Annotated in this window: 18 protein-coding genes; 16 read left to right on the forward strand and 2 right to left on the reverse strand. The window is 33.5% G+C overall.

Translation table 11 applies throughout. The features are described from left to right. The first annotated feature begins 109 nt into the window (after positions 1–109). The 12 genes from ACFWU4_RS01190 to ACFWU4_RS01245 all read left to right on the forward strand — a co-directional run bounded on the left by ACFWU4_RS01190 (position 110) and on the right by ACFWU4_RS01245 (position 14572). Entirely contained in the window at positions 110–1189 is a 1080-nt protein-coding gene (locus tag ACFWU4_RS01190) for an isoaspartyl peptidase/L-asparaginase family protein (protein WP_411124049.1), read from the forward strand. Between the two features lie 153 nt (positions 1190–1342). Continuing rightward, positions 1343–2077 (forward strand): DUF6090 family protein, encoded by a 735-nt coding sequence (locus tag ACFWU4_RS01195; protein WP_411124051.1) that lies wholly within the window; start codon positions 1343–1345, stop codon positions 2075–2077. Beyond that, positions 2070–2798 (forward strand): DUF6090 family protein, encoded by a 729-nt coding sequence (locus ACFWU4_RS01200; RefSeq protein ID WP_411124053.1) that lies wholly within the window; start codon positions 2070–2072, stop codon positions 2796–2798. The genes ACFWU4_RS01195 and ACFWU4_RS01200 overlap by 8 nt, the downstream gene beginning before the upstream one ends. After that, on the forward strand, positions 2791–3564 hold the full coding sequence (locus ACFWU4_RS01205) for a DUF6090 family protein (RefSeq protein ID WP_411124055.1): 774 nt from the start codon (positions 2791–2793) through the stop codon (positions 3562–3564). Before ACFWU4_RS01200 ends, ACFWU4_RS01205 begins: the two co-directional genes overlap by 8 nt. Positions 3565–3573: 9 nt before the next feature. Continuing rightward, on the forward strand, positions 3574–4335 hold the full coding sequence (locus ACFWU4_RS01210) for a DUF6090 family protein (RefSeq protein WP_411124057.1): 762 nt from the start codon (positions 3574–3576) through the stop codon (positions 4333–4335). Between the two features lies 1 nt (position 4336). Continuing rightward, a complete protein-coding gene (locus tag ACFWU4_RS01215; RefSeq protein WP_411124059.1) occupies positions 4337–5101 on the forward strand; it encodes a DUF6090 family protein in 765 nt (254 codons plus the stop codon). 21 nt (positions 5102–5122) lie between these two features. Beyond that, on the forward strand, positions 5123–5839 hold the full coding sequence (locus ACFWU4_RS01220) for a DUF6090 family protein (protein ID WP_411124061.1): 717 nt from the start codon (positions 5123–5125) through the stop codon (positions 5837–5839). Next, complete coding sequence (locus tag ACFWU4_RS01225; RefSeq protein WP_411124063.1) at positions 5832–6827, forward strand: DUF6090 family protein; 996 nt, start codon at positions 5832–5834, stop codon at positions 6825–6827. Before ACFWU4_RS01220 ends, ACFWU4_RS01225 begins: the two co-directional genes overlap by 8 nt. Beyond that, positions 6820–7563 carry a DUF6090 family protein gene (locus tag ACFWU4_RS01230; RefSeq protein ID WP_411124065.1) on the forward strand — a complete coding sequence of 248 codons (744 nt, stop codon included), beginning with the start codon at positions 6820–6822 and terminating at the stop codon, positions 7561–7563. Before ACFWU4_RS01225 ends, ACFWU4_RS01230 begins: the two co-directional genes overlap by 8 nt. 157 nt (positions 7564–7720) lie before the next feature. Then, on the forward strand, positions 7721–13309 hold the full coding sequence (locus tag ACFWU4_RS01235; protein ID WP_411124067.1) for an alpha-2-macroglobulin family protein: 5589 nt from the start codon (positions 7721–7723) through the stop codon (positions 13307–13309). A gap of 96 nt (positions 13310–13405) precedes the next feature. Continuing rightward, positions 13406–14257, forward strand: coding sequence for an SH3 domain-containing protein (locus tag ACFWU4_RS01240; protein WP_411124069.1), 852 nt, complete (start codon positions 13406–13408; stop codon positions 14255–14257). Between the two features lie 3 nt (positions 14258–14260). Further along, complete coding sequence (locus ACFWU4_RS01245) at positions 14261–14572, forward strand: antibiotic biosynthesis monooxygenase family protein (protein WP_411124071.1); 312 nt, start codon at positions 14261–14263, stop codon at positions 14570–14572. On the opposite strand, the gene ACFWU4_RS01250 is transcribed toward ACFWU4_RS01245, so the two are convergent. Continuing rightward, on the reverse strand, positions 14569–17202 hold the full coding sequence (locus ACFWU4_RS01250; RefSeq protein WP_411124073.1) for a T9SS type B sorting domain-containing protein: 2634 nt from the start codon (positions 17200–17202) through the stop codon (positions 14569–14571). The genes ACFWU4_RS01245 and ACFWU4_RS01250 overlap by 4 nt on opposite strands. Before the next feature lie 79 nt (positions 17203–17281). Here ACFWU4_RS01250 and pbpC point away from each other — a divergent pair, with 79 nt between their 5' ends. Next, positions 17282–19633 carry a penicillin-binding protein 1C gene (gene pbpC / locus ACFWU4_RS01255; RefSeq protein ID WP_411124075.1) on the forward strand — a complete coding sequence of 784 codons (2352 nt, stop codon included), beginning with the start codon at positions 17282–17284 and terminating at the stop codon, positions 19631–19633. Positions 19634–19681: 48 nt separating this feature from the next. Beyond that, the gene (locus ACFWU4_RS01260) at positions 19682–20107 is read left to right on the forward strand and encodes a hypothetical protein (protein WP_411124077.1); all 426 of its coding nucleotides are present in this window, start codon (positions 19682–19684) and stop codon (positions 20105–20107) included. A 60-nt stretch (positions 20108–20167) separates the two neighbouring features. Here the strand turns inward: ACFWU4_RS01260 and ACFWU4_RS01265 are convergent, their stop codons facing one another. After that, positions 20168–21229 carry an endonuclease/exonuclease/phosphatase family protein gene (locus tag ACFWU4_RS01265; protein WP_411124079.1) on the reverse strand — a complete coding sequence of 354 codons (1062 nt, stop codon included), beginning with the start codon at positions 21227–21229 and terminating at the stop codon, positions 20168–20170. Between the two features lie 137 nt (positions 21230–21366). On the opposite strand from ACFWU4_RS01265, the gene ACFWU4_RS01270 reads away from it, so the two are divergent. Next, a complete protein-coding gene (locus tag ACFWU4_RS01270) occupies positions 21367–24270 on the forward strand; it encodes a carboxypeptidase regulatory-like domain-containing protein (RefSeq protein ID WP_411124081.1) in 2904 nt (967 codons plus the stop codon). A gap of 35 nt (positions 24271–24305) precedes the next feature. Next, on the forward strand, positions 24306–25766 hold the full coding sequence (locus ACFWU4_RS01275; protein ID WP_411124083.1) for a DUF5689 domain-containing protein: 1461 nt from the start codon (positions 24306–24308) through the stop codon (positions 25764–25766). The last annotated feature ends 52 nt before the right edge of the window (positions 25767–25818 follow it).

The raw sequence follows: 25818 nt of genomic DNA on the forward strand, positions 1-25818 counted from the left end.
TTTGTGAATTATTAAATTATCTGGCGAAGTTACTAATAAATTGTCAGTTTTCTTTGAAGCTTGAAGTCTAAAAATGTAACTTTAAAGCACTTATAAAATCTAACCCATCATGAAAAAATTAATTCCTTTTTTTGTTGCTATGTCTTTATGTTTTGCATGCAAAAATGAAAACACTGCCAAAGCAACCGCAAAAGCTAAAAACACATCTGAAACTCCTATTGAAAAACCAGAATTTGCAATTATCATTCATGGTGGAGCTGGTACCATTCTAAAAAAGAATATGACTCCTGAAAAAGAGGCTGCCTATGAAGCTAAACTAGAAGAAGCAATTAGAGTTGGATATAATGTTTTAAAAAATGGAGGTACCAGTTTAGATGCTGTAACCAAAACCATAAATATTATGGAAGATTCACCACTCTTTAATGCTGGTAAAGGAGCGGTTTTTACAAATGCCGAAACTAACGAATTAGATGCTTCAATTATGGATGGTAAAACTTTAAATGCTGGCGCATCTGCAGGCACCACAACAGTTAGGAACCCAATTGATTTAGCAAGAGCTGTAATGGATAAGTCTAAACATGTAATGCTTTCTGGCAAAGGCGCTGAACTATTCGCCGAAGAGCAAGGCCTGACCTTAGTTGAACCCTCTTATTTTCATTCAGATCGTCGCTTAGAATCGCTTAGGCGAGTAAAAGAACGCGAAGCAAAAAAAACGGGTAAAGTAGATACAGAATCTGCTTATTTAGATTTTTACGATGCTGACATTAAGAACGCGAAATTCGGAACTGTTGGTTGTGCTGCACTCGATAAAAATGGAAACCTTGCCGCTGGAACCTCAACAGGTGGTATGACCAACAAACGCTATGGTCGTGTTGGCGATGCGCCAATTATTGGCTCTGGTACTTATGCAAACAATGCTACTTGTGCTGTATCTAGCACAGGATGGGGAGAATACTTTATAAGAGCACAGGTGGCTCATGATATTTCTGCATTAATGGATTACAAAGGATTAAGCCTAAAACAAGCTTCTAAAATAGTTTTGGATAAGGTTAAGGATTTAGGTGGAGATGGTGGTATTGTTGCCGTAGATAAAAATGGTAATATGGTTGCAGAGTTTAATACTGCTGGTATGTACAGAGCAACCATGAATGATAAAGGTGAATTAGAAATTGGGATTTATGAAAAGTAATGTCTAGTCGAGCGCAGTCGAGACCTCAAACCTCTCGACTGCGCTCGAGGAGACAAACATTATTTGTAACATTTCACTATCTTCATACACATATAATTAACCAACCTCAACTACAACCATTGACCTAATTTACTTTCAACCTAAAGAAAGTAAATGATTAAATTTTTTAGCCGATTTAGGCAACAACTTCTATCCGAAAATAAGTTTTCGAAATATCTTCTTTATGCCATTGGCGAAATAGCACTCGTAATGATCGGTATTCTACTGGCTTTGCAAGTCAATAACTGGAATGAAAACAGAAAAAAAGAAACGCTGAAAAACGAATACAAAACAGCCTTGATTAATGATTACACAAAAGATACAATACAGGTTAATGATAGGCTTTTGAGAAATAATCTTAGAATTGAACGGATTAACTCACTTGGCGACAGTCTTAGAAATGGTCATTTTAATAATCTTGAAAGTTATTATAGACTCTATAATGAAGAATTTGTTGGCATTAGAGTTACCAATGTTTACAATACCAACAGTTTTAATTTACTCATATCTAGCGGGAAAATAGATTTGTTCGATAAAGACCTAAGAAAAGAACTTATGGAACTGAATCGACTTCAAACTTTTGAAAAAACTGTACAAGATGGTAACAGGGATTATTTGATGGACTTTATGCAAAACCTTGCCAGTAAATATTCGTACGGCAGTCCTTTAAATAAAAATATAACAGAACAACTCTTATGGAAAGATGTAAAAGTAAATGATTTACCAAGAGATTTAGTGAATTACTTGCAACAAGAACGCTACACCATCTCAAGGTATCTAGAATTAACAGACGATGTATTGCAACAAACCGAATTGGTTTTAAATCTACTACACCAAACTAATGATTAAATTCTTCAGAAAAATACGCTATAACCTTATGAGTGAAAACAAAACATCCAAATACTTTAAATACGCCATTGGTGAAATATTACTTGTGGTTATTGGAATATTATTAGCACTACAGATTAATAATTGGAACCAAAAAAGGTTAGAATCCCAAAAAGAAAAAGTCGTTTTAAATCAATTAAGATTAGATTTTAAAGCCAATGATAGCATCATTAAAAAAGGACTGAATTATTTCGATAAAAGCTTTATATACAATACTTTAATTTTAAAAAATACTGGACCAAATGTAACTTTACCTAAAGACGAAATAAGTAGAGATTCTTTAAAACGCCTCGTTTATCCAAAAGTAAATTTAGTAAACAGCTCATTAAATATTTCTTCTCAACAATTTGACATTATAACTAGTGAAAACTTAAAAATTTTATTGTCAAAGTTTCCTAGTATATATACTAGTTACCTCGAAGTTGAAGAAGAAGTTAAAAAATTGACCATAAAACAACGCGTTCATTTCAAAAATTATGTTTCTGTAATAGAAAATGACAAAGATTTTGATCAAGAAAATTTTAAATCAGATATGTTAAGTGTTTTTAGAGACCGTGATTTTCAAAATACAACTGTAGATAAACGTTGGAATTTAAAAAATGCTTTAAGCGTATTAGAGAGAATTGACAAAGAAAACAATCTTATTCTAGAGCTTATTAAAACGGAGTTAAACGATGATTAAATTCTTCAGAAAAATACGATACGACCTTATGAAGCAAAATAAGACTAGCAAATACTTTAAATACGCCATTGGCGAAATTATCCTTGTTGTTATTGGTATTCTCATTGCACTGCAGATTAATAATTGGAATGAAGATAGAAAACTAGAACACAGTAAACACAAGCTCATGTTAGCCTTAAAAAACGAATTGGTTAGTAATAAAAATGAGTTAGATAATTACCAACTAGGAATACATAAAAGTAATAGCAAATTTAATAAAGTACTTCTTTACTCTGTAGGAGATTATTACATTCCTAATGATAGTCTTAAGTACTATCTATCAGAAATGATTTACGGTAGAACATTATTAATTTTAAATTCCGTTCAGGAAGAAGCCATTAACTCTGGTAAGTTTGAAATGTTAAGTGATAGCTTAAAGCAGAACCTTTCTATACTAAAAGATTATACCAATTCCAGAAATACGATTAGCGATAGAAGCGCTAATATGTTTAATCTTGATAATGATAATGAGTCAGTTAATTTAATGGCTAGATTATATATGCTTCCTGTAATTCCTGATGAATTTTTAAATCATCCGTTAATTCCAACACATCCTGAATTTTTATTAAGCGATATAGAACTATCTGCTCTAGTCAAAGATCCTGAAACTTATTTAACATTAAATAAAATATATCTAATATATGCAGCCGATGAGGTTTGGATAAAATATGGTTTATTAAGACGTACTAATGAAACCATTGCATTAATTGACCGAGAATTAAAGTAATAACGAGACATGATTAAGTTTTTTAGAAAAATTAGATACGAGCTTATGGAGCAAAATAAGACTACAAAGTACTTCAAATACGCCATTGGCGAAATCGTCCTCGTCGTCATTGGAATCTTAATTGCCTTACAGATTAATAATTTGAATGACCAACGCAAGCTCAAGCAACAAGAGCAAACGTATTACTGCAAAATTGCCGAAGATTTACAGGTGGATATCAAAAATATCGATAGCTCATTAATCACTATAGACAAGCGCTTGGAAAGCACAGAACGATTTTTAAAAAACCTTTTAAAAATCCAAAAGGATAAACAAGTTATTTTCAAAGACTTTTTACCCACAATTAGGTATTATAAATTCATCCCAACCAAAGTAGCAATTGAAGATATTACTTCATCTGGAAAACTAGAAACGCTCAAAAATCCAACGTTTAAAAAAAGAATTTTAAGCCATTATACAGCTCAAGATAATGCTCAAAACATCATTGATATTAATTATTACAAACTAGTCGATAAACTTTTTAACGTAGAAAAATTTACCGACTTTGGGTTTCAAGAAGTACCAAAATATCAAAATATATTTGATACAGAATTACAAGGTCTTTTATCCAGTACGCAATGGCAACAAAATCCAGATGACGAAATATTTATAAAGATTAAGGATATGATGGTTTTAAATATGGTTCAAGGAGAACGTGAAAAACAGCTTCTTAAAACCATTAAAACAGATGCAGAAGAATTAAACAATTTATTAATTGAAAACTGTAATTGATATGATTAAATTCTTTAGAAAAATCCGTCAAAAACTGGTAGTTGAAAATCGTTTCAACAAATATTTACTTTACGCCATTGGCGAAATTATTTTGGTGGTTATTGGTATTCTCATTGCATTACAAATAAATAATTGGAATGAAGACCGAAAAAATAGAATTACCGAAGCCGACTATTACTGTAGAATTTTAGATGACTTTACACTTAATGAGAAGCTAATTAATAAAAATTATGAACTAACAACCAACAAAATAAATCTCACCAAAGAGCTGATAAAAGATTTAAACACCATACCAAATGACAGAAGCACAATTCTAAACAAATTTGTTGTAACACTAAGACAAGATGTATTTGTACCCAGTACCATCACTTTTAAAGATATAACCTCGTCAGGGCAGTTAAAACTGTTAAAAGATATTAAATTGAAGAACAGACTCATTGAGCACAGTACATTTTTAAACAATACTATGAATCTTCTAGAAGAAAACAGGAATGAAATTGTTAAGAGATATACTGATTATGACCTTATAACTGAATTAGGATATCAGGATGTTGACTATATGAAAAAAGAGCTTGGAGATGAACTTATTTCTTTTTTGCCCAATATTGATTGGGTAAACAATCCTAAACACCCATATTTTATACAATTTCAAGACAATCTAGTTTTTATTTTAGGGATGCAAATCAGGCAGAAACAGCATTTTTATAGGTTAAAGCAAGAAATACAAGAACCCATTAAACTATTAAAAAGTAAAAACTGTAAATAACGAAAAACCACGTCCTTACTAATGATTAAATTCTTCAGAAAAATACGCTACAACCTTATGAAGCAAAACAAAACGGGCAAATACTTCAAATACGCCATTGGCGAAATTATCCTCGTTGTTATTGGTATTTTGATTGCACTACAGATTAATAATTGGAATGAAAAACGAAAAAACCAAAACTATGAGCGTAAGATTTTAACCTTAATCAATCAAAATTTAGAAAACGATTCTATTGCATTAACTAACCAATTACACAACTTAAAATCATCTAAGGATTTAACAGATAAATTATTAAAACAGGTTAGCTTAGGTAACTATAGTGATAGTTTAAATTATTGGTTAGGAGAGATTATTTCTTTTGAACGATTTAAATCCCAGTCAAGTGCATTTGAGATGCTAAAATCAAAGGGTATAGATATTATTTCTAGTGATGAGTTACAATTAGCACTAATCACCTATTATGATGAACATGTACTTAATGTTTATGCTGCTCATAAGGACGTTGAAGAATCTTTTAAAGATGATTGGATTCCTATAATGAAAGACAATTTTTCAGAGTTCGAATGGAAAACCTATGCTTCGCCTCGAGATTCTAAATCGTTTTTTGAGAACCGGGCTAATTTAAGTTTTTTCAAATTTTTCAAAACGAATAAATCCAGTTCAGAACCCTATTTAGAAGCTGCACTACAAAAACTATCTGAAATTAAAAAACTGTCTAAAAATCATTTAAATGATTAAATTCTTCCGTCATATCCGTCACTCTCTAATCCAAGAAAACAAAACGGGCAAATACTTCAAATACGCCATTGGCGAAATTATCCTTGTTGTTATTGGCATTCTCATTGCGCTACAGATTAATAATTGGAACACCAACAAAGCCAATGAAAAACAAGCCTATAATCAATTGTTAGAAGTGCAAAAAGAAGTCCTTAACAATATTGTAGTGTTTGATATAACAGGCACTTATTATTTTCAAAAATTAAGAGATGTAAGACGTGTATTTTCAGATACGCTAACCATAGAAGATTACCAAAAAAGCAGAACCTTACGGAATATTATGACCTCTTCCCGAGCTATACTCATACAAAACGAGGCTTTTAACAAACTCGCAGAAAATGCCGATAATTTACCAGATCAATATAAACCTCTAGTAGTAGAGTTAAAGAATCTTTATAACCATTCAAGGTTTAAAAGTTCTAGTACTCGCTTAGATGAGCTACAAAATAAGTACTTTGAGTTTGCTTTAGAGTTTTCTGAATCAATGTACCGTGACGAGTATGATGCTGTTTATCAGTTTATGCTAACTAATACAGGTTATAAAAATAAATTGGCAAGATATAGTTGGACTCTAGATGACCTAGCATCAGAACTCGTGGATAAAAAATATGTTGGCATTACAGTCTATAACCAAATGGTAGCATTAGGTTTTCCAAATAGTGATAATCCTATACTAAAAACGATGGTCCAAGAGGTTACACCAAAACTAGCAGAATCCTTTATTGGCAACTACACAAATACCCTTGACACGATTAGTATAAATTTTAAAAATAAAGAGTTTTTAGGTTATTACTCTAAATATAATTATACAGGTCCTTTAAGAATAAAGGATTCATCCAGCTTAATTTTATATGGCACCACCTTAGAATTTAATGCCGATAAATCTGAGTTTTATTTCTTAATGGATGCTAACCAACCCGTTTTTAAAAGGACTACAGAAAATGATTAAATTCTTTAGAAAAATAAGATACAACCTTATGGAAAAAGGTAAAACAACCAAATACTTCAAATACGCCATTGGCGAAATTATCCTTGTTGTTATTGGGATTTTGATTGCACTGCAGATTAATAATTGGAATGAGGGTAGAAAACTAAATACTAAAAGTCAAGAACTCATTGCATCTCTTATTGAAGATTTTGAATACAACAAAAATAAACTAGAAATAGAGTTAAAATTTAGAGACTCTTTACTCACTAATATGGATGCTTTTAATGAATTCATAGAAAGTGACACCGTATTAGTTTCTGTGGATTCTTTACGAGAGCTTGCACATTCATTTTTTAGAGGTCGACCCTTCTCTCCTAATCTTACTGCTTATGACGAAGCAAAGTCTACGGGCAATTTAAGTTTACTAAAGAGTAAAGCGGTATTACAACAGTTTACTTTGTTTAATGAAGCTAATAATGGTCTTATGGGTTTAAATAATGAAGGACGTTATTCTTATTTTAATGGCTCATCATGGGAGCTTAGAAAAACTGTAGACTTAGGATTGATAACTGGCAGTAATCCTATAGAAAACCTTTTATCTCATAAAGATTATAAAGCTATGGTGAGCACAACATTAGCCAGAGCAGCATTGCATAATAGCAGAGGCATAACTTGGAATACTAAAAATCATCTTGTAAGAATGAATACGGCTACCATAGAGATTCTTAGATTGCTTTATGAGATGAAAAAAAAATGATGCCTGTGGAAACCATTCCAAGTGACAATTCTTAACTTTAAGAACAATTTAACAGCAGTCAAAAATCCAAACGTTAAAAACTTGGCGTACATATTTTAACAAGAATGCACCTACCCTTCTTTTTCACTGAAGTTTTATTTTAATACCATCATCAACTATGCACATCAAAAAGCACCTTGCCTTCCTAGCTCTAATTGTAATCGCAGTATCGTGTAAAAAGAAGCCTGTAAAAACCGACAATATTTTTAAGTATAGAGATTATATCAGTTACACCACATCTGGAGTGGTTTCGGTAACAGCGCCTATTAAAATTAATCTTGCAGAAGAAGTTGAAGGTTGGGAAGCAGAGCAAGAGTTAGATACAGATTTAATTAAAACTCAGCCACATATCCAAGGCACATTAAAAGCACTCAACAAACACACATTACTGTTTACACCAGATGAAGCTTTAGAACCTGCAACAGCTTATGGAATTACTGTAAAACTGGGTGATATTTATAAAACGATCCCTCAAGAATTTAAGAACTACACCTTTGAGTTTAAAACCATCACTCCGAGTTTTAGTATCATGACTAATAATTTGCAGTCCTATAGTAAAGAATGGCAGTATGTATTAGGTCAATTACGCTCATCGGACGTTATTACTTTAGAAGATGCTAAACAATTAGTATCAGCAAAACAGAACAAAAAAGACCTCAACTTAGTTTGGTTAGAAGTGCCAGAACCTTCCAAATATTTTGAGTTTAGAATCGATAGTATTAAACGCGAAATAGAAGACAGTAAAATTGATGTCTTTTGGAATGGTAAAGCCATAAAAGCCGAAAATAAAGGAGAGAACTTCATCAACATTCCTGGGAAAAACAACTTTAGTATTGTTGAGACTAATGTGATTCAAAATCCTGAGCAATACTTAGCAATTAACTTTTCAGATCCTTTAAAAAAGCAACAAAATTTTGCGGGTTTAGTGACTATTCAGAATGTGAAAAACCCAAAATATATCGTTGATGGTAATGTGCTGAAAGTATACCCAGACACCAAATTAGTAGGAGATATTAGAGTCGATGTCTTTACAGGTATCAAAAACACAGACGGTTTCAAACTTAAAAACGCCTTTGCCCAAACCTTAACCTTTGAGGAATTAAAGCCACAAGTACGTTTAGTAAGCAACGGTTCTATTTTACCAAATTCAAAAGATTTAAAATTCAATTTTGAGGCCGTTAATTTGAGTAAAGTCGATGTAAGAATCATCAAAATATTCGAAGATAACGTGTTGCAATTTCTACAAGAAAATAACATGAATAGCAACAACGAATATCACATAAAACATGTTGGTCGTCGTATTGCAAAGGAAACGATTACTTTAATTCAAGATCCAAAACAAAGCACAGGCAAATGGAAAGCCTATAGCATCGATTTATCTAAATATTTACAAGCAGATCCTGGTGCGATTTATAGAGTAGAAGTTGGATTTAAAAAAGACTATTCCTTATACGATTGTTCATCAAAATCTGAAACTACAGACGTCGATGAAGATGAGTATTACGATGATTACTACGATGACTATTATGAGGAAGATTTTTACGCCTCAGAGGATATTTCTGAAGAAGAGCAAGAATTAAGAGAGGAGCGTTATTGGGATAATTTAAGTTACAGCTATAGAAATACTAATTACAGATATCGCGATCGAAATAATCCATGTACAGACTCGTATTTTAATTATGGTAATCGCACAGTTGCTCTTAACTTAATTGGATCTAATCTTGGCGTCATTGCAAAGCAAGGCAATGACAACACCTATTTCTTTGCGGTGACCAATATTCTATCAACAGATCCTGAAGCGAGTGCAAAGGTCACTTTATATAATTATCAGCGACAAGAACTCGCAAATGGAAATACAAATAGCGATGGTATTATAGAACTAGATGCTAAAAAACGAGCTGCTTTTGCCATTGTTTCTAAAGGAAAGAACATAAGTTATGTAAAGCTTTTTGACGGTAATTCATTATCACTAAGTAAATTCGATGTGTCAGGAAATAGATTGCAGCGTGGACTCAAAGGGTACATATATGGAGAACGTGGTGTTTGGAGACCAGAAGATAGTTTGTTCTTAACCTTTATGCTAAATGACAAAGCCAATAAGCTACCAAAACGACATCCTGTAAAACTAGAAATTACTGATCCTGTTGGGAAGTTGGTATATAGAAAGGTATCTATCGATAACATTAATAATTTCTATGATTTTAAAGTGCCAACGTCATCCGATTACAAAACCGGAAACTATAATGCTAAGGTATCTGTTGGTGGAGCAAACTTTTCTAAAAATTTAAAAATTGAAACGGTTAAACCCAACCGATTAAAAATTAAAATAGATTTTAAAGATGATATCTTAAAAAATAAAGAAGCTTTAGAAGGTGACTTAAATGTAGCATGGTTGCATGGTGCGCCTGCAAAGAATTTAAAAGCAGAAGTTAAAGCTAAATTCACCACAGCATACACCAGTTTTAAAGGGTATAAAAACTATGTATTTAATGACCCAACTAAAAATTTCAGTACTGAAGAAACTAATGTATTTGAAGGTAATTTAGATGTCAATGGAAATGCAAAAGTTGATACAGAATTAAATATAGGAAGTAATGCGCCAGGCATGTTGAACGCACAATTCTTGGTGAGAGCTTTTGAAAATGGCGGTGATTTTTCACTCGATGCATTTACAATACCTTATGCTCCTTACGAGAGTTTTGTTGGTCTACAATCACCTAAAGGCAACAATTATGGATCTTTCTTTACTGATGAAAATCACACCTTCGATATTGCAACAGTAACAGCAGAAGGGAAACCAAGTCAACGCAACAACTTAGAAGTAAAAGTCTATAAAATTGAATGGCGTTGGTGGTGGAATTCCTCCTACGATAACTTATCGACTTACGTATCGAGTAGCTATCATAGACCTGTGCAACAATATTCCATAAATACAGATGCCAACGGAAAAGCGAGTTTTAAAGTCAACATTCCTGAAAAAGATAGAGGTCGTTATTTAATTAGAGTGGTCGATCCTGTAAGCGGTCATGCTACTGGTCGTACCGCGTATTTCTATAAAAACTGGTGGTCTAACTCAGCATCTGGTGATAAAGAAGCGGCTAAAATGTTGGTGTTCTCAACAGATAAAGACAACTATAATGTTGGTGATACCGCAAAACTAACTTTCCCTTCTGGTAGTGAAGGCAGAGCTTTAGTAAGTATTGAAAATGGTACTGAGGTCTTACAACACCAATGGGTGAAAACGAAGCCAGGTGAAACCACAATTGATATTGCGGTGACAAAAGAGATGGCGCCAAATGTGTTTATTAATATTTCATTATTACAACCACATGCTATTACTTCTAATGATTTGCCAATTCGTTTATATGGAGTCATTCCTATGATGGTAGAAAATCCGGCAACAAAATTAGAACCTCAGATTAGCATGCCAGATGCTATTCAACCAGAGCAATCTTACGAAATCAAAGTCTCTGAAAAGAACAACAAAGCAATGACCTATACCATTGCTGTGGTAGAAGAAGGGCTTTTAGATTTAACCCGTTTTAAAACACCAAACGCATGGAACAGTTTCTACGCTCGTGAAGCATTAGGAGTAAAAACCTGGGATATTTTTGATGATGTCATTGGGGCCTATTCTGGCAGTATAGATCAAGTATTCGCAATTGGTGGAGATGGTGCTGCGGCTAAAGGCAAAAACAAAAAAGCAAATCGATTTAAGCCAGTGGTAACTTATTTAGGTCCTTTCCTTTTAAGTGAAGGAAAAACAAAAACGCACAAACTGAAAATGCCAAATTATGTTGGTGCAGTACGTACTATGGTTGTGGCTGGTAATAACAATAATGAAGCTTATGGTAGTGCTGAGAAATCAGTGCAAGTTAAAAAGCCACTAATGGTATTAGCAACTCTACCACGCAAGTTAAGTCCTGGTGAAAAAGTCACCTTACCAGTCACTGTTTTTGCTATGGAAAAGAAAGTAAAAGATGTTACGCTTTCAGTAAACGTAAGTGATGGAATTACCATAAAAGGAAACAAATCACAAACCCTAAAATTTAGTAAACCAGATGAAAAAATGGTCTATTTTGAATTGGATGTCACTAAAGCAAAAGGTATTAATACTATTGAAGTCGTAGCGACAGGAAATGGTGAGAAATCAACGTACAAAGTAGAAATTGATGTTGAAAACCCTAACCCAATGACGTCTCGAGTTATTGACCAAGAGCTTCAAGCAAATGGCAATCAAACTATAGATATTACAACTTTTGGTGTACCAGGAAGCAACTCAGCAACTGTAGAGTTTTCAACCTTACCTCCTATGGATTTTACAAAACGAATGGAGTATTTAATTCGTTATCCTCATGGTTGTGTTGAGCAAACCACATCTGGTGTTTTTCCTCAATTATTCTTAACAGACATATTTGATTTAACGCCTCAAAAGAAAAAACAAGTACAGCGTAATGTTGAAAGTGGCATTAGACGCTTAGGACGTTTTCAAAATGCTAGTGGTGGATTAGGCTATTGGATGGGTGAAAGCTCTGCCAATGATTGGGGAACAAGCTATGCTGGTCACTTTATGATTGAAGCTGAGAAGAAAGGTTTTGTCTTACCATTGACCTTTAAGAGTAATTGGATTGCATACCAAAGACAAGCGGCTCGTAATTGGAGACCAAGTTATAAGAATTATCATAGTGATTTTGCACAAGCTTATCGTTTATATACTTTGGCTTTGGCTGGTAGTCCGGATTTAGCGAGTATGAACCGTTTGAGAGAGTTCGAGGAAATCTCTAATGATGCTAAATGGAGATTAGCTGCTGCTTATGCTTTAGCTGGTCAAAAAGAAGCTAGTGATGCCATTTCTAAATTAGCGAATATTGATTTTGAATCAGACAAAACAGATAATTATACTTATGGTTCCGTTTATAGAAACAGAGCAATGGCTTTAGAAACCATGTTGATTACTAATCATCCTAAGAAAACGGATTTGGCAAAATCGATTGCAAAATCCTTAGCAAGTGACCGTTGGATGAGTACACAAACTACAGCCTATAATTTATTAGCGCTTGGAAAAATGATAAGTCAGAATGGTGGTGCAGCATTAAAGCTCACTTATAAAATCAATGGTAAAACTGAAACGATAGATACGCAAAATGGCATTGCGCAACGTAATATTCCTATCAATGAAGGAGTGAATCAGATCACGATTACAAATGCAAAAGACAATTTGGTCTATGTACGTGTTTTAAATTCTGGTAAACTAAAACTTGGAGAAGAATTAGCCGAACAACGTGGTTTCTCAATCTCTACAGTCTATAAAGATTTACAAGGCAATAAAATAGATGTCACGAAACTACAACAAGGACAAGACTTTGTAGCGACAGTAAGTATTTCTAACCTAACTAGAAATTACGTTAATGATGTGGCTTTGACTCAGATTTTCCCATCAGGTTGGGATATTGTAAATACACGTTTTACAGATTTTGGAGATACAACTGTGAGTCAAGCTAGATTCACAGATATACGCGATGACAGAGTGAACTTCTATTTTAATATTAGTAGAAAAGGAAAACACGGCACCAAAACATTTACTGTAATGCTAAATGCGTCCTATTTAGGCACCTATTATCTGCCAGGCGCACAAGCTGAAGCCATGTACGATAATGATGATTATCTCGTAAGGAACAAAGGGAAATGGGTAACCGTTGAAAAATAAAAAACACTAAACATAAACTAAAACTTGTCGGTCGACAGGCAAGGAAGCTAAGAGAAAAACAAACCGCTAAAATGTTTAACTTAAAAACAAGAAATTATGAACTATTTAAAAAAGATTTTAGCGATCGCATTAGTATTAAATGTAACGATAGCAACAGCACAAGAAGAAGCATATGTGGCAGCAGAAAGCGGATTATCACTTAGAGATCAGCCAGATGTTAGTGCAAAAATGTTAACTAAATTAGCCTATGGAGAAGTCATTGGTGTATTAGAAGAAACCGATATTAAACTCGTTATTGTTGATGCGGGTAAAAAGGTATCAGGTGAATGGGTAAAAGTGGAAACCACAAATCATATAGGTTATGTCTTTAATGGGTATTTGTCACCAGATAAAATTGCCAGAACAATCCGTGTTAGATTAGAAAATGTTAATGTAGAAATTAAAAACTTAGCCACTAGTGACTACAAAAGAGCGCATAGATTAAAGGAAGACGACGCTATTACAATTAACGTTGACACTAGCGATTCTCCAGAGGGTAAAGAAATTGTTCTTATAGACAATGATTACAAGCAAGTAAGCATGTTTCAACGTTACGAAAACAGTTTCTCTTTTATAAGTGCTGACCCTAAATGCAACTCAAATGAATGGAAGCAATTTGATACCGAATGGAAACCATTGAAGCAATTGAGATCTAATACTTTTGAAACATTAACTTTCACCGAAAAAGACTGGATTAATTTTATAGAAGCAGCTACAAGAGATTTAAAAGATGAGGTTGAAGATAAATGTGGTGAAGATTGGTTAGCTTATGTAAAGACTATTGAAAATGTAAAAGATTTTCCTGTTAGTGTTTCTACTAATCGTGTTTTTATTAAATTTATATTGACAGATTTTGAAGATAATGTAACTGAAAAAATAATTGAATTTGAAATGCCGGAAGGCTCTTAAATAATGGAAAACTTTAAACCATACTTTGCTGTAATATTTACATCAACCCAAACCGCAAATACTAATGGCTATGCAGAAATGGCTATTAAAATGGAAACCTTAGCTAAAACGCAAAAGGGGTATTTAGGTATAGATTCTGCTAAAAATGATGTGGGTATTACAGTAAGTTATTGGGAAAGTTTAGAGGCTATTAAAAATTGGAAAGCTAATACTGAACACTTATTTGCTCAAAAACAAGGACGTGAGCAATGGTACAATTGGTATAATGTAAGAATATGTAAAGTTGAGCGTGAGTATGAATTTAAGTTAGATTAATACTTCAACGTAAAGTGTCCTATAAATTGTTGTCCATCTAAAACAATACGATACCAATAATCTGATGCTGGTAATGAATTACCTTTGAACGTTCCGTCCCAATTTACATTTCGATTCTTTGAAGAAAAAAGTAGCTTACCATAACGATCAAAAATATAGACCTCGCTGGAGGTGAAAAATTGTTCCAAATTTAAAGAGAAGAAATCATTTTTACCATCTTCATTTGGTGTCATAAACTTTTGAATGTAAAAATGAAAATGCTCTTGCGTAACAACAATATCACATTCATAAGATTTTACAAAAATGGTATATAAACCACTCTGCATATTTGGAAAAATATTGCTAAACTGATAATCTATACCATTTACAGAATATAAATAATCACCTTCCGTAACTAGGTTTACAACAATTGTACTTCCAATAGATTCTACGCTTTCAATTACTGGTGTTTCTATTGCAATAATATTAAATGTTATAATCTCTGTAAAGCAGCCATCCGTAACTTCAACAATATATGTTCCTGAATCTTGGATCGTAAGCGTTGGAGTCATTTCACCAGAATCCCATTGATACGTTGGATTAGTAATAGCAGAGTTAGGATTTAAAATTAATTCTTCATTCTCACATAAATCCCTGACTTCATTTCTTAATTCAATAGGTTGCGTTCCTAAAATATCCCATACACAATTGGTATTATTAAACTGGGTTGTCTGCCAACATTCTAAATTAGTTGGTGCAAGAGGTTGTGTTCCTGTAATGTCCCAAGTACAAGTATTGTTATTAAATACTGCTACTTCCCAGCATTCCAAACCTGTTGGTACTGATGGTTGAGTGCCAATTATATCCCAAATACATGTTGTGTTATTGAATGAAGTAGTTTGCCAGCATTCTAAATTTGTTGGTGCAGCAGGTTGTGCTCCTGTCACTTCCCATACACAAGTCGTATTATTAAATGTTGTTATTTCCCAGCATGCAAGACCTGTTGGAACTATTGGTTGCGTGCCAGTAACATCCCAAACACAGGTTGTAGTGTTAAATGTAGCTATTTCCCAACATTCAATTGTTGGCTGCATTGGTTGTGTTCCGGTAACGTCCCAAACACATGTGGTATTATTAAATGTTGATGTTTCCCAACATTCTAAACCAGTCGGTGCTGCTGGCTGATTGCCGGTTACATCCCAAACACAGGTTGTAGTGTTAAATGTGGCTGTTTCCCAACATTCTATTGTTGGCTGTATTGGTTGTGTTCCTGAAATATCCCATACACAAGTTGTATTATTAAAAGTGGCAGTCTCCCAACATTCTAATCCTGTTGGTGCAGCTGGTTGAGTGCCAGACACATCCCAAACACATGTGGTATTATTAAACGTAATAATTTCCCAACATTCTAAATTTGTTGGAGCAGGCGGTTGAGTTCCCGTGATATCCCAAGCGCAAATTGTATTATTAAATGTCGCTGTTTCCCAACATTCAATAATCGGTTGTATTGGTTGTGTTCCTGTAATATCCCATACACAAGTTGTATCATTAAATGTAGTTGTTTCCCAACACTCTAAATTAGTCGGTGCAGGAGGTTGTGTTCCGGTTACAATCCAATCACAAATAGTATCATCAAAAGTAGCAGTTTGCCAACACTGTAAGGTTGGCTGCGCTGGTGCTTGAGTAATAATAATTTGATACACATCAGAAAAGGTAATGCAGTCTTCATTACTCAAATTAACGGCAATTTCGGCTACTTTTGCTCTATATAAGGTGGTTGTAGTGATGTTAGTAATATTTAAATTGTCAGCAGTTTCTCCTGGTATATCATTCCAAATAATACCATCTGTACTTGTTTGCCACTGATAAAAATGATTGTTAAAAACCACATTATCTGGTACAGCCGTAATATTGTTAGAATAAGGTGTCTGCGTGCTACATAAACTCACCATATTATTATTACCAGTATCTTCGACATCTATAGAATCACCGCAGCTTTTAAATACAATATCATCAATAGCTAAGTCGTTACCACAGCCACCCACACCATTATTAATCATTTTCAAAATAACAGAAGTTTGAGCTGGTAAGGTTTGAAAAACTAAGCCATATTGTTGCCAAAATGGTACTGAAGTGCTAAATATATTTCCGGTATTCCCACTTGCTAATAAATTTGTGTCGGTTATATCCCAAATTTCGAATCTAACATTTACTGGTATTCCGTTTCCACCACACCCTGAACTTGGCAATATATTCATTAGCCAAGACGAAAACTCATAAGTGGTATTTTCACACAATCCGTTAATATCGGTTGTATAAAATTCACCACTTGTAAAACTAGCATTAACTATTAAGGCTTTACCATTAATGTCACCTGGTGTATGGTCAGTTGGCATATTCCAACCATAAGCAAAAGTATTACTACCAACAGTATACTCACCATCTTGAGGTCCATTAAATCCTACAAAACTATATGTTGTTGTACCAGCTGGTAATTGAGGTCCATAATTTGTTCCTGTCCCGAAAGTTTCTGTAAAGATTGGGTCTCCTGAATTTCCCTGACAAAAACCCAATTGTGCATATATTTCTGTTGAAAAGACAGAAATACATAAAATAATAAGTAGTTTGAGATCTAAGACTTTATTTTGCACGTTTAAATATATAGATAAGTTTATGTAATAATTTTGTCTTTTCGACGAAAAGATCATAAAAACTGATTTTGTATAGTATATGTATAGGTTATTAAGATATTTTAAACGACATAAGATTAAAACGATATTCGTTTTTATTCTTTTAATTGTTTATTATTTCTGCTTACCTCGCCAATTATTTAAAGATTCTACTGCAACTGTTATAACAAGTACCTCAAACGAACTTTTAGGAGCTATTATTGCAGATGATGGCCAGTGGAGATTTCCAGAAAGCGATAGCATTCCAGAAAAATTTAAAATATGTATTCTTCAGTTTGAGGATGAATACTTTTATAAGCATCCTGGTTTTAATCCTGTTTCAATTTTTAAAGCATTAAAACAAAATTTAAGTTCTGGCTCTGTAAAACGCGGTGGAAGCACCATTACACAACAAGTCATTCGATTATCTCGTAAAGGTAAATCAAGGACTTATCTAGAAAAATTAAAAGAACTCATTCTTGCAACCCGACTAGAATTACGGTTATCAAAGCATAGTATTCTCAATCTTTACGCAAGTCACGCACCATTTGGTGGAAATGTTGTTGGCATTGATGCCGCAGCATGGCGATATTTTAATAGAAATGCCACAGATTTATCTTGGGCGGAAAGTGCAACACTTGCTGTATTGCCCAATGCACCAAGTCTCATTTATCCTGGTAAAAATCAAAAACGATTATTAAAAAAACGCAATCGACTTCTAAAAAAATTATTTGATAATAAAACTATTGATGAATTAACTTATCAGTTATCAATCGCAGAGGGCTTACCTCAAAAACCCTATCCATTACCACAAATTGCACCACACTTACTTCAAAAAATTGCTAAGACTAATAAAGGCGAACGTATTGAAACCACACTGAATGTAACACTACAACAACAAGCAAATAATATTGTAAAACGACACTACAATCTTTTAAAACAAAATGAAATTTATAATATATCTGTATTAGTTTTAGATGTCCAAACGCGAGAAGTTCTATCATATATTGGTAACTCACCAACAGATAAAGCGCATCAGAAAAATGTAGACATAATAGATAAACCCAGAAGCACAGGTAGTATTTTAAAACCCTTTTTATATGCTTCTATGCTAGATTCTGGTGATTTACTACCCAAAATGTTAATTGCAGACGTACCAACTCAGTTCGGGAGTTATCAGCCTGAAAATTTCAATAAATCTTACGATGGTGCGGTTCATGCCAATGAAGCACTATCCCGTTCTTTAAATGTGCCCGCTGTTAGGATGCTTAAAGATTTTGGATTAGACCGTTTCTACAATTATTTAAAACAATTACAACTTAAGGATTTAAAATACAATGCCAATCATTATGGTTTGTCATTAGTACTAGGTGGTGCAGAAAGTAACCTTTGGGATTTGTGTAAAAGTTATGCATCAATGGCTTCTACTTTAAACCACTTTAATGAAAACTCTAGCCAATATTTTACTAATGAATTTTCTCAACCAATTTATAATTCTAGTCAATCAGTTAATTTCGGGAAATTGACTAAAGAAAAAATCGTTTTTGATGCGGCTTCTATTTATTTAACTTTTGAAAGTATGAAACAAGTGAATAGACCAGAAAGCGATGAGAGTTGGCAATTTTATGATTCTTCTCAAGATATTGCATGGAAAACAGGTACTAGTTTTGGATTTAGAGATGCTTGGGCTATTGGTACAACCAAAGATTATGTGGTTGGTGTTTGGGTTGGGAATGCAGATGGTGAAGGAAGGCCAGGATTAGTTGGTGTACAAACTGCTGCACCTATTCTTTTTGATGTTTTCGATGTTTTACCAAAAAGTAAATGGTTTAGTAAACCTTATGATGAAATGCTAGAAGTAAATATCTGTAAAAAGAGCGGTTATAGAGCGTCTTCTGTTTGCGATGATACTGAGCTACAATTTATTCAGATTAGTGGACAAAAAACAACCCCTTGTCCTTATCATAAACTAGTGCATCTAAATAGTTCTGAACAGTTTCAAGTCAACTCTTCTTGTGAAGTGATTTCAAATATTAATAACAAATCTTGGTTTATTCTTCCTCCTTTACAAGCTTACTATTTTAAGAATAAAAACCCATTTTATAAAACCCTTCCGCCTTATAGACATGATTGTATAGACGCTTTAGAAAATTCTATGGAATTTATATATCCCAACCAACAAAGCTCTATTTTTTTACCTAAAGATTTTGAAGGTAATACAAATGAACTCATACTAAAAGTAGCACACTCAAAACCCGAATTAAAACTCTACTGGTATATTGACGATCAGTTTATTGGCACGACAAAAGATTTTCATGATATGGCTGTTTTACCTACTTCAGGTAAGCATACTATAACAGTTGTAGACGAATTAGGAAATGAGATTAAGCATAAAATTACTATTTCAGAATAATCTAATTCGTGCTCAAATCCTTATGTTTGTAATCTTAAAACTTATATCATGAATACAATGCAATTTATTCACTCTGGTTGGGCCTATGTAGTACTGCTCGTTTTAGTACTAGCGACCTTTAATGCACTTTTTAAATTTTTTGGTAATAAGGAATTTAGTCCTAGCGACTTTAGAATCTCGCTTTTTGCTTTAATTACAATGCACCTTCAACTATTAATTGGTCTTATTTTATGGTTCACGAAAGGCTATTTTGACGAAATGAGCGTTGGTGAGGTTATGAAAAATGATGCTGTTAGAAAACTAGCTGTTGAGCATCCAACAACAATGATTATAGCAGTGGCTTTAGTAACTATTGGTTATTCTAAACATAAAAAGAAATTAGTTTCTAAACCAAAATTTAAGATGTTAGCTATTTTTTACTCTATAGCTTTAGCTTTGGTATTATATATGATTCCTTGGAATCTTTGGTTTTAAAAAGCATAAAAAAGGTACAAACATTGTTTGTACCTTTTTTATTTAATCTTTTACAGAAAGTTAATCTTCTATCGCTTCTTTAATTAAATATACATAAACAGGAAAGTGATCACTAAAGCCATTGGTAAATCCTCCGTCCGCAAAACTTCTAAAAGGGTAGCCTTCATACCTACCTCTTTTATTTGTTAGGTATGCTTTATTATAAATACCTGCCTTCCAAAATCTAAATGAAGAGTAATCATCTTCTAATAATGGTTTAGTCATCATTATTTGATCAAATAAGCTCCATGCATCGCGATATGCCGTTGTTCCATAACCCTTTTCTGTAAACATTTTTTCAAATGGATTATATATGCCTTTTAAACCAACTCGTTTCTTATCCTTTTGAGCTTTTAAAACTTTCTTTACACTTTCATTTGTAGGATCATCATTCAAATCTCCCATTGTAAAAATCTTAGCATAAGGATCTTTGGACTGAATAGAATCAATAATGCGTTTGTTCAATTTAGCTGCACCTACTCGCTTAGACCTACTTCTTGCTTCTCCACCACTACGAGATGGCCAGTGATTTACTAGAATATGAATTAAATCACCTTCTAGCTTACCTGTAACAAGTAGTTGATCTCTCGTAAACACGCGCTTTCTAGATACATCATCGTAAATCAATAACTCATGAGACTTAGAATCTATAGGCTTAAAAAGTGCCTTTTGGTATAATAAAGCGACATCAATACTTCTCTTATCAGGGCCATCAAAATGAATTATACCATAATCCTTACCTAATAACAAAGGATCATTTACTAAATCCTCTAATACATCTCTATTCTCAATCTCACAAACTCCGATAATAGCAGGAGAATTGTTGGCCATATCGCTACCAATATTAGCAACAACTCGAGCCATATTTTTTACTTTTTTCTTATAAACTTCAGATCGGTTAGCCTTCATTTCCATCATTGGGCTAGCTTCATCATATTTTAATGGATCGTTGATAGTGTCAAAAAGATTTTCTAAATTGTAGAATGCGACTGTATGTATTTTAAAACGTTTTTCTCCTTGGGCCCAAACATTTGAAATACTTACTAATGCAAGTAACAAAAGAAGTGATTTTAATAATTTCATTATAACTGTATTATCTAATTGTTATATCCTACGCAAATTGCTTGCCAAAAGTATGTAATTATTATAAATGATGTACATTTGCTCGCCTTAAATAACATTTATTTAAAGTATTATAACAATCAATTTTAATATTAAGCATGAAAAAAAGTTTTTTACTCTTTCTATTCTCAATTGTCTTCTCATTAGCTGCTGTTGCGCAAACAGTTGTCAAAGGAAGTGTTTTGGATGGAACTACAGGTGAACCAATTCCTGATGTAACAATTACTATTGAAGAAACCGGACAAACTACAAAAACTGATGCTAAGGGAGAGTTTAGTTTTACTCTAAATGTTCCTCTTGGTGAACAGGTTTTAAAGGTCGAAAAAGTAGAATATGTTACTAAACGTTATCCAATTATTATCAACGAAGGACAAACTGTTGATATAAGCGGAATGACTCTCGATTTTGATTCGAGTGACAAAAAAGATTTATTCATTATTTCAATTTCTGATGACAATTTAAATAGTGAAGATGACGGTTTAACGGACAACATTTCTGGCTTGTTACAAGCTTCAAGGGATGTCTTTCTCAATGCAGCAGCATTTGATTTTAGTGCCACATTTTTTAGACCAAGAGGTTTAGATAATGCTAATGGTAAAGTACTTATTAATGGTATTGAGATGAATAAGCAATTTACCGGTAGACCACAATGGGGAAACTGGGGAGGTATAAACGACCTTCAAAGAAATCAAGAATTCTCAATGGGTATGTCTGCTAATGACTATAATTTTGGTGACTTAGCAGGTACAAATAATATCATTATGCGCGCTTCAAAATATAGAGAAGGAGGTCGTATATCTTATGCCTCTGCGAATAGAAGCTATACAGGTAGAGTAATGGCAAGCTATAGTTCTGGTTTACTAAAAGGAGGTTGGTCATATTCTGTTTTAGCATCAAGACGTTTTGGAGATGAAGGATTTGTTGATGCTACTTTATACGACTCTAATTCGTTTGTTGCCATCGTAGAAAAACAAATTAATGAAAAACACAGTTTAAACTTTACAGGTATTTATGCGCAGAATAGACGTGGTCGTTCAACAGCAATTACCGAAGAAGTTTTTAATCTTAAAGGTAGAACTTACAACCCGTTTTGGGGAAACCAAGATGGTGAAGCAAGAAATTCTAGAATACGAGAAATTGAAGAACCTATTTTAATGCTAAATCACTATTGGGATATTTCTTCTAAAGTAAAATTAAATACAAACGTAGCCTACCAATTTGGTGAAATTGCAAATACACGTATTGATAATAATGGGTCGCGCTTAGATGCTATTAATAATGGGCAATATGGTGGTGCTCGTAATCCAACACCAGAATATTATCAAAATTTACCAAGTTTCTTTCTAGATGATGCCAACCCAACTGCTAATGATTTTCAATTAGCATTTGCAGCTCAACAAGATTTTGTTAACGATGGTCAATTAGATTGGAATGAACTTTATTTTGCTAACTCTATAAATAGTTATTCTGTTTATGCACTTCAATCTGATGTTATTAATGACAAACAATTAAGTGTGAATAGTATTTTAGATGCAGAATTAGCTGATAACATAAGACTAAATGCCAATATTAGTTACAGAGGATTAAATAGTGAAAACTTTGCTCGGATTGAAGACTTGTTAGGTGGATCTGGCTATTTAGATATTGATGCTTTTGCTGAGCAACAAACAGGTCAGCAATCTCAAGGACAAGCGCAAAGTGATTTAAGAAATCCTAATAGAGTAGTTACCGAAGGAGACCGATATAAATATAACTACGAGATAGATTCTGACGTTATAAGTAGTTTTGTACAAACTCAATTTAAATATAATAAGGTAGACTTTTATATTGGTGCAAACGTGTCTCAAACAAATTATCAAAGAAACGGTCTCTATGAAAATGGCTTTTTCCCAGGAAATGGTAATGTAAGTAATTTTGGGGATGTTAGTTCTTTTGGAAAAAGTGAACAGTTAAAGTTTACAAATTATGGAGCTAAAGCAGGTTTAACTTATAAATTAACTGGTAAGCATTTAATTGATATAAATGCAAGTTACTTTACAAAAGCACCAAACATAAGAAACTCTTTTGGTAATGCTAGACAAAGTAACCAAACTGTAATTGGATTAGAAAGTGAGACTATTCAGTCCGTTGATGCGAGTTATATCTTTAGATCGCCAATTGTAAAAGCTAGACTTACAGGTTTCTACTCAAGTTTTCAAGATGGTACCGATATAGGTTTTTTCTTTACTGAAAACTCGAGTAATTTTGTACAAGAAGTCCAAACAAATATAGATAGACGTCATATAGGAGCTGAGTTAGGTATAGAAGCACAAGTAACGCCAACAATTAAATTAAAAGCAGCTGCTTCGGTTGGTCAATACACTTTTACAAACAATCCAGATTTATATTATACAGCGGCAGATTTTGTTGATGAAAATGGAGATAATACTATTTTAACCTATGGAGATGGCACCACTGCTTTAAAAGATCTTCATGTGTCTGGTGGACCTGAGCGTGCATATCAAATTGGATTTGAATATCGTGATCCAGAATTTTGGAACATAGGAGTTACTAGTAATTTCTTCTCTAACGCTTATGTGGATGCTAGTGCTTTAAAAAGATCAGCGTCATTTGCACAAGATGTAGACCTATTACCAATTGATCCTGTAACTCAAAATTTAATTATTCCTGCAGGTGGTAATATAAGCGGTTACGCAATTAACGACTATGATGAAGATGTTGCTAAAAGCCTTTTAAAACAAGAGCAGTTTGACGATTATATGTTAGTTAACATTGTAGGTGGAAAATCTTGGCGTATTGATGATTACTTTGTTGGGTTCTTCGCGACTATCAATAATGTATTCAACAAACAATTTAGAACAGGTGGTTTTGAGCAATCTCGACGAGTAGATTATAGAAGTCAACTCGCAGAACAAACTAATTCTGCTGGCCCAGTATTTGGTAATCGTTATTTCTATGGTAACGGCACTACATACTACCTTAACGTATATGTAAGATTTTAAAAAAAGCTATGTTAGATCAAAATAAATTTAAAAAAATGAAAGCATTAAAAATTAACAAAATTATACTATTACTAATTGGATTTGTAGTATATAACAGTTGTGTACAAGACGATGATTTTGGCACGCCGAATATTTCAATAGAAGAACCAAATATACCTGCATCTCAAATAAGAACTTTAGGTTCTTTAGGTGGTGATTTAGCGCAAGAACAAAGTGCTAATGACGGAATCTTTGCACCGCAACCTTTAGATTATTCTAATGAATCAGATACCGTTTCATATGTATTTAGTGATACCGATGAATATATCACAGGATATGTAGTATCATCTGATGAAGCAGGAAATTATTTTGAAGAAATAATCATTCAGGATAAAGCTGAGAATCCGACTATTGGAATTAAACTTTTAATCGATGTAAATCCATTATTTACTAAATATGAAGTTGGTAGAAAAGTATTTGTGAAAATTAGCGGACTATCTGTTGGTATTGGTAATGGTGTTTTAACCTTGGGCGTTTTAAATGGAAATGAAGTAGATAAAATACCTTCTTCATTTGAGACTCAATTTATTCAAAGATCCTCAGAAGTTGCTACTATTGTGCCACTTCCGATGAGCATCTCTGATTTAAATGAAGGAGCTCTCAATAAAACCAATATGATGATTGCATTATCTGATGTTCAATTTAACAGAAACGAAGTTTTTGATACAGTAAATAACCTAAATACCTATGCGTCGTCTGCACAAGATCAATTTGATGGAGAGCGCACACTAGAGAGCTGTGCCTCTGGTGATGCTGTTATCTTTAGCACAAGTACTTTTGCTGATTTCAAAGGTTTAGCTTTACCTTCTGGGCGCGGTAATGTTAATGCTGTTTTATCTAGAACTTTTGAAGCTGACGATTTTATAGTAGCTATAAATACACCTGAGGATATTACTTTTGGTGGTATTGAGAACCGTTGTGACCCGGACTTCTTTGAATGTACTGGTGCTTCTGGTGGAGGAAGTGCAATTTACTCTGAAAATTTTGAAGGTTTTGCTGGTTATGCCGCTGAAGGTTGGACTAATGTTAATATAAGTGGCGGAAGTACCGAATGGGTTATTGGTAGTTTTAGCGGATCGAGTTATGCTCAGATTTCTGGATTTAATAGTGGAGATGATGAGATTAATGTATGGTTAGTAACTCCACCTGTAAATATGGATGCTACAGTTGGTGAAGAGCTGTCTTTTGATGTACAATCAAACTTTGACAATGGAACTATACTAACTGTTTTCGTTTCTAGCGATTTTACTGGAGACCCAACAACGGCCACTTGGTCTTTATTAGATGCTTCTATTCCTTCAGGTCCTGGCGGAGGCTTTGGTAGCTTCGAAAGTGTTGGTCCAATAAACGTTTCTTGTGTAGACGGTACAGTGCACTATGCTTTCTTTTATGAAGGCTCTGATCCAAGCGCAACTACGAGATACCATATTGATAATATTGAAGTTACTGGCAATTAATATTTAAAATAAATTAAAAAAAGCCACAACTTTGTTTTTAAGCTGTGGCTTT

This window comes from Winogradskyella sp. PE311 (assembly GCF_046545555.1).
GTDB lineage: Bacteria > Bacteroidota > Bacteroidia > Flavobacteriales > Flavobacteriaceae > Winogradskyella.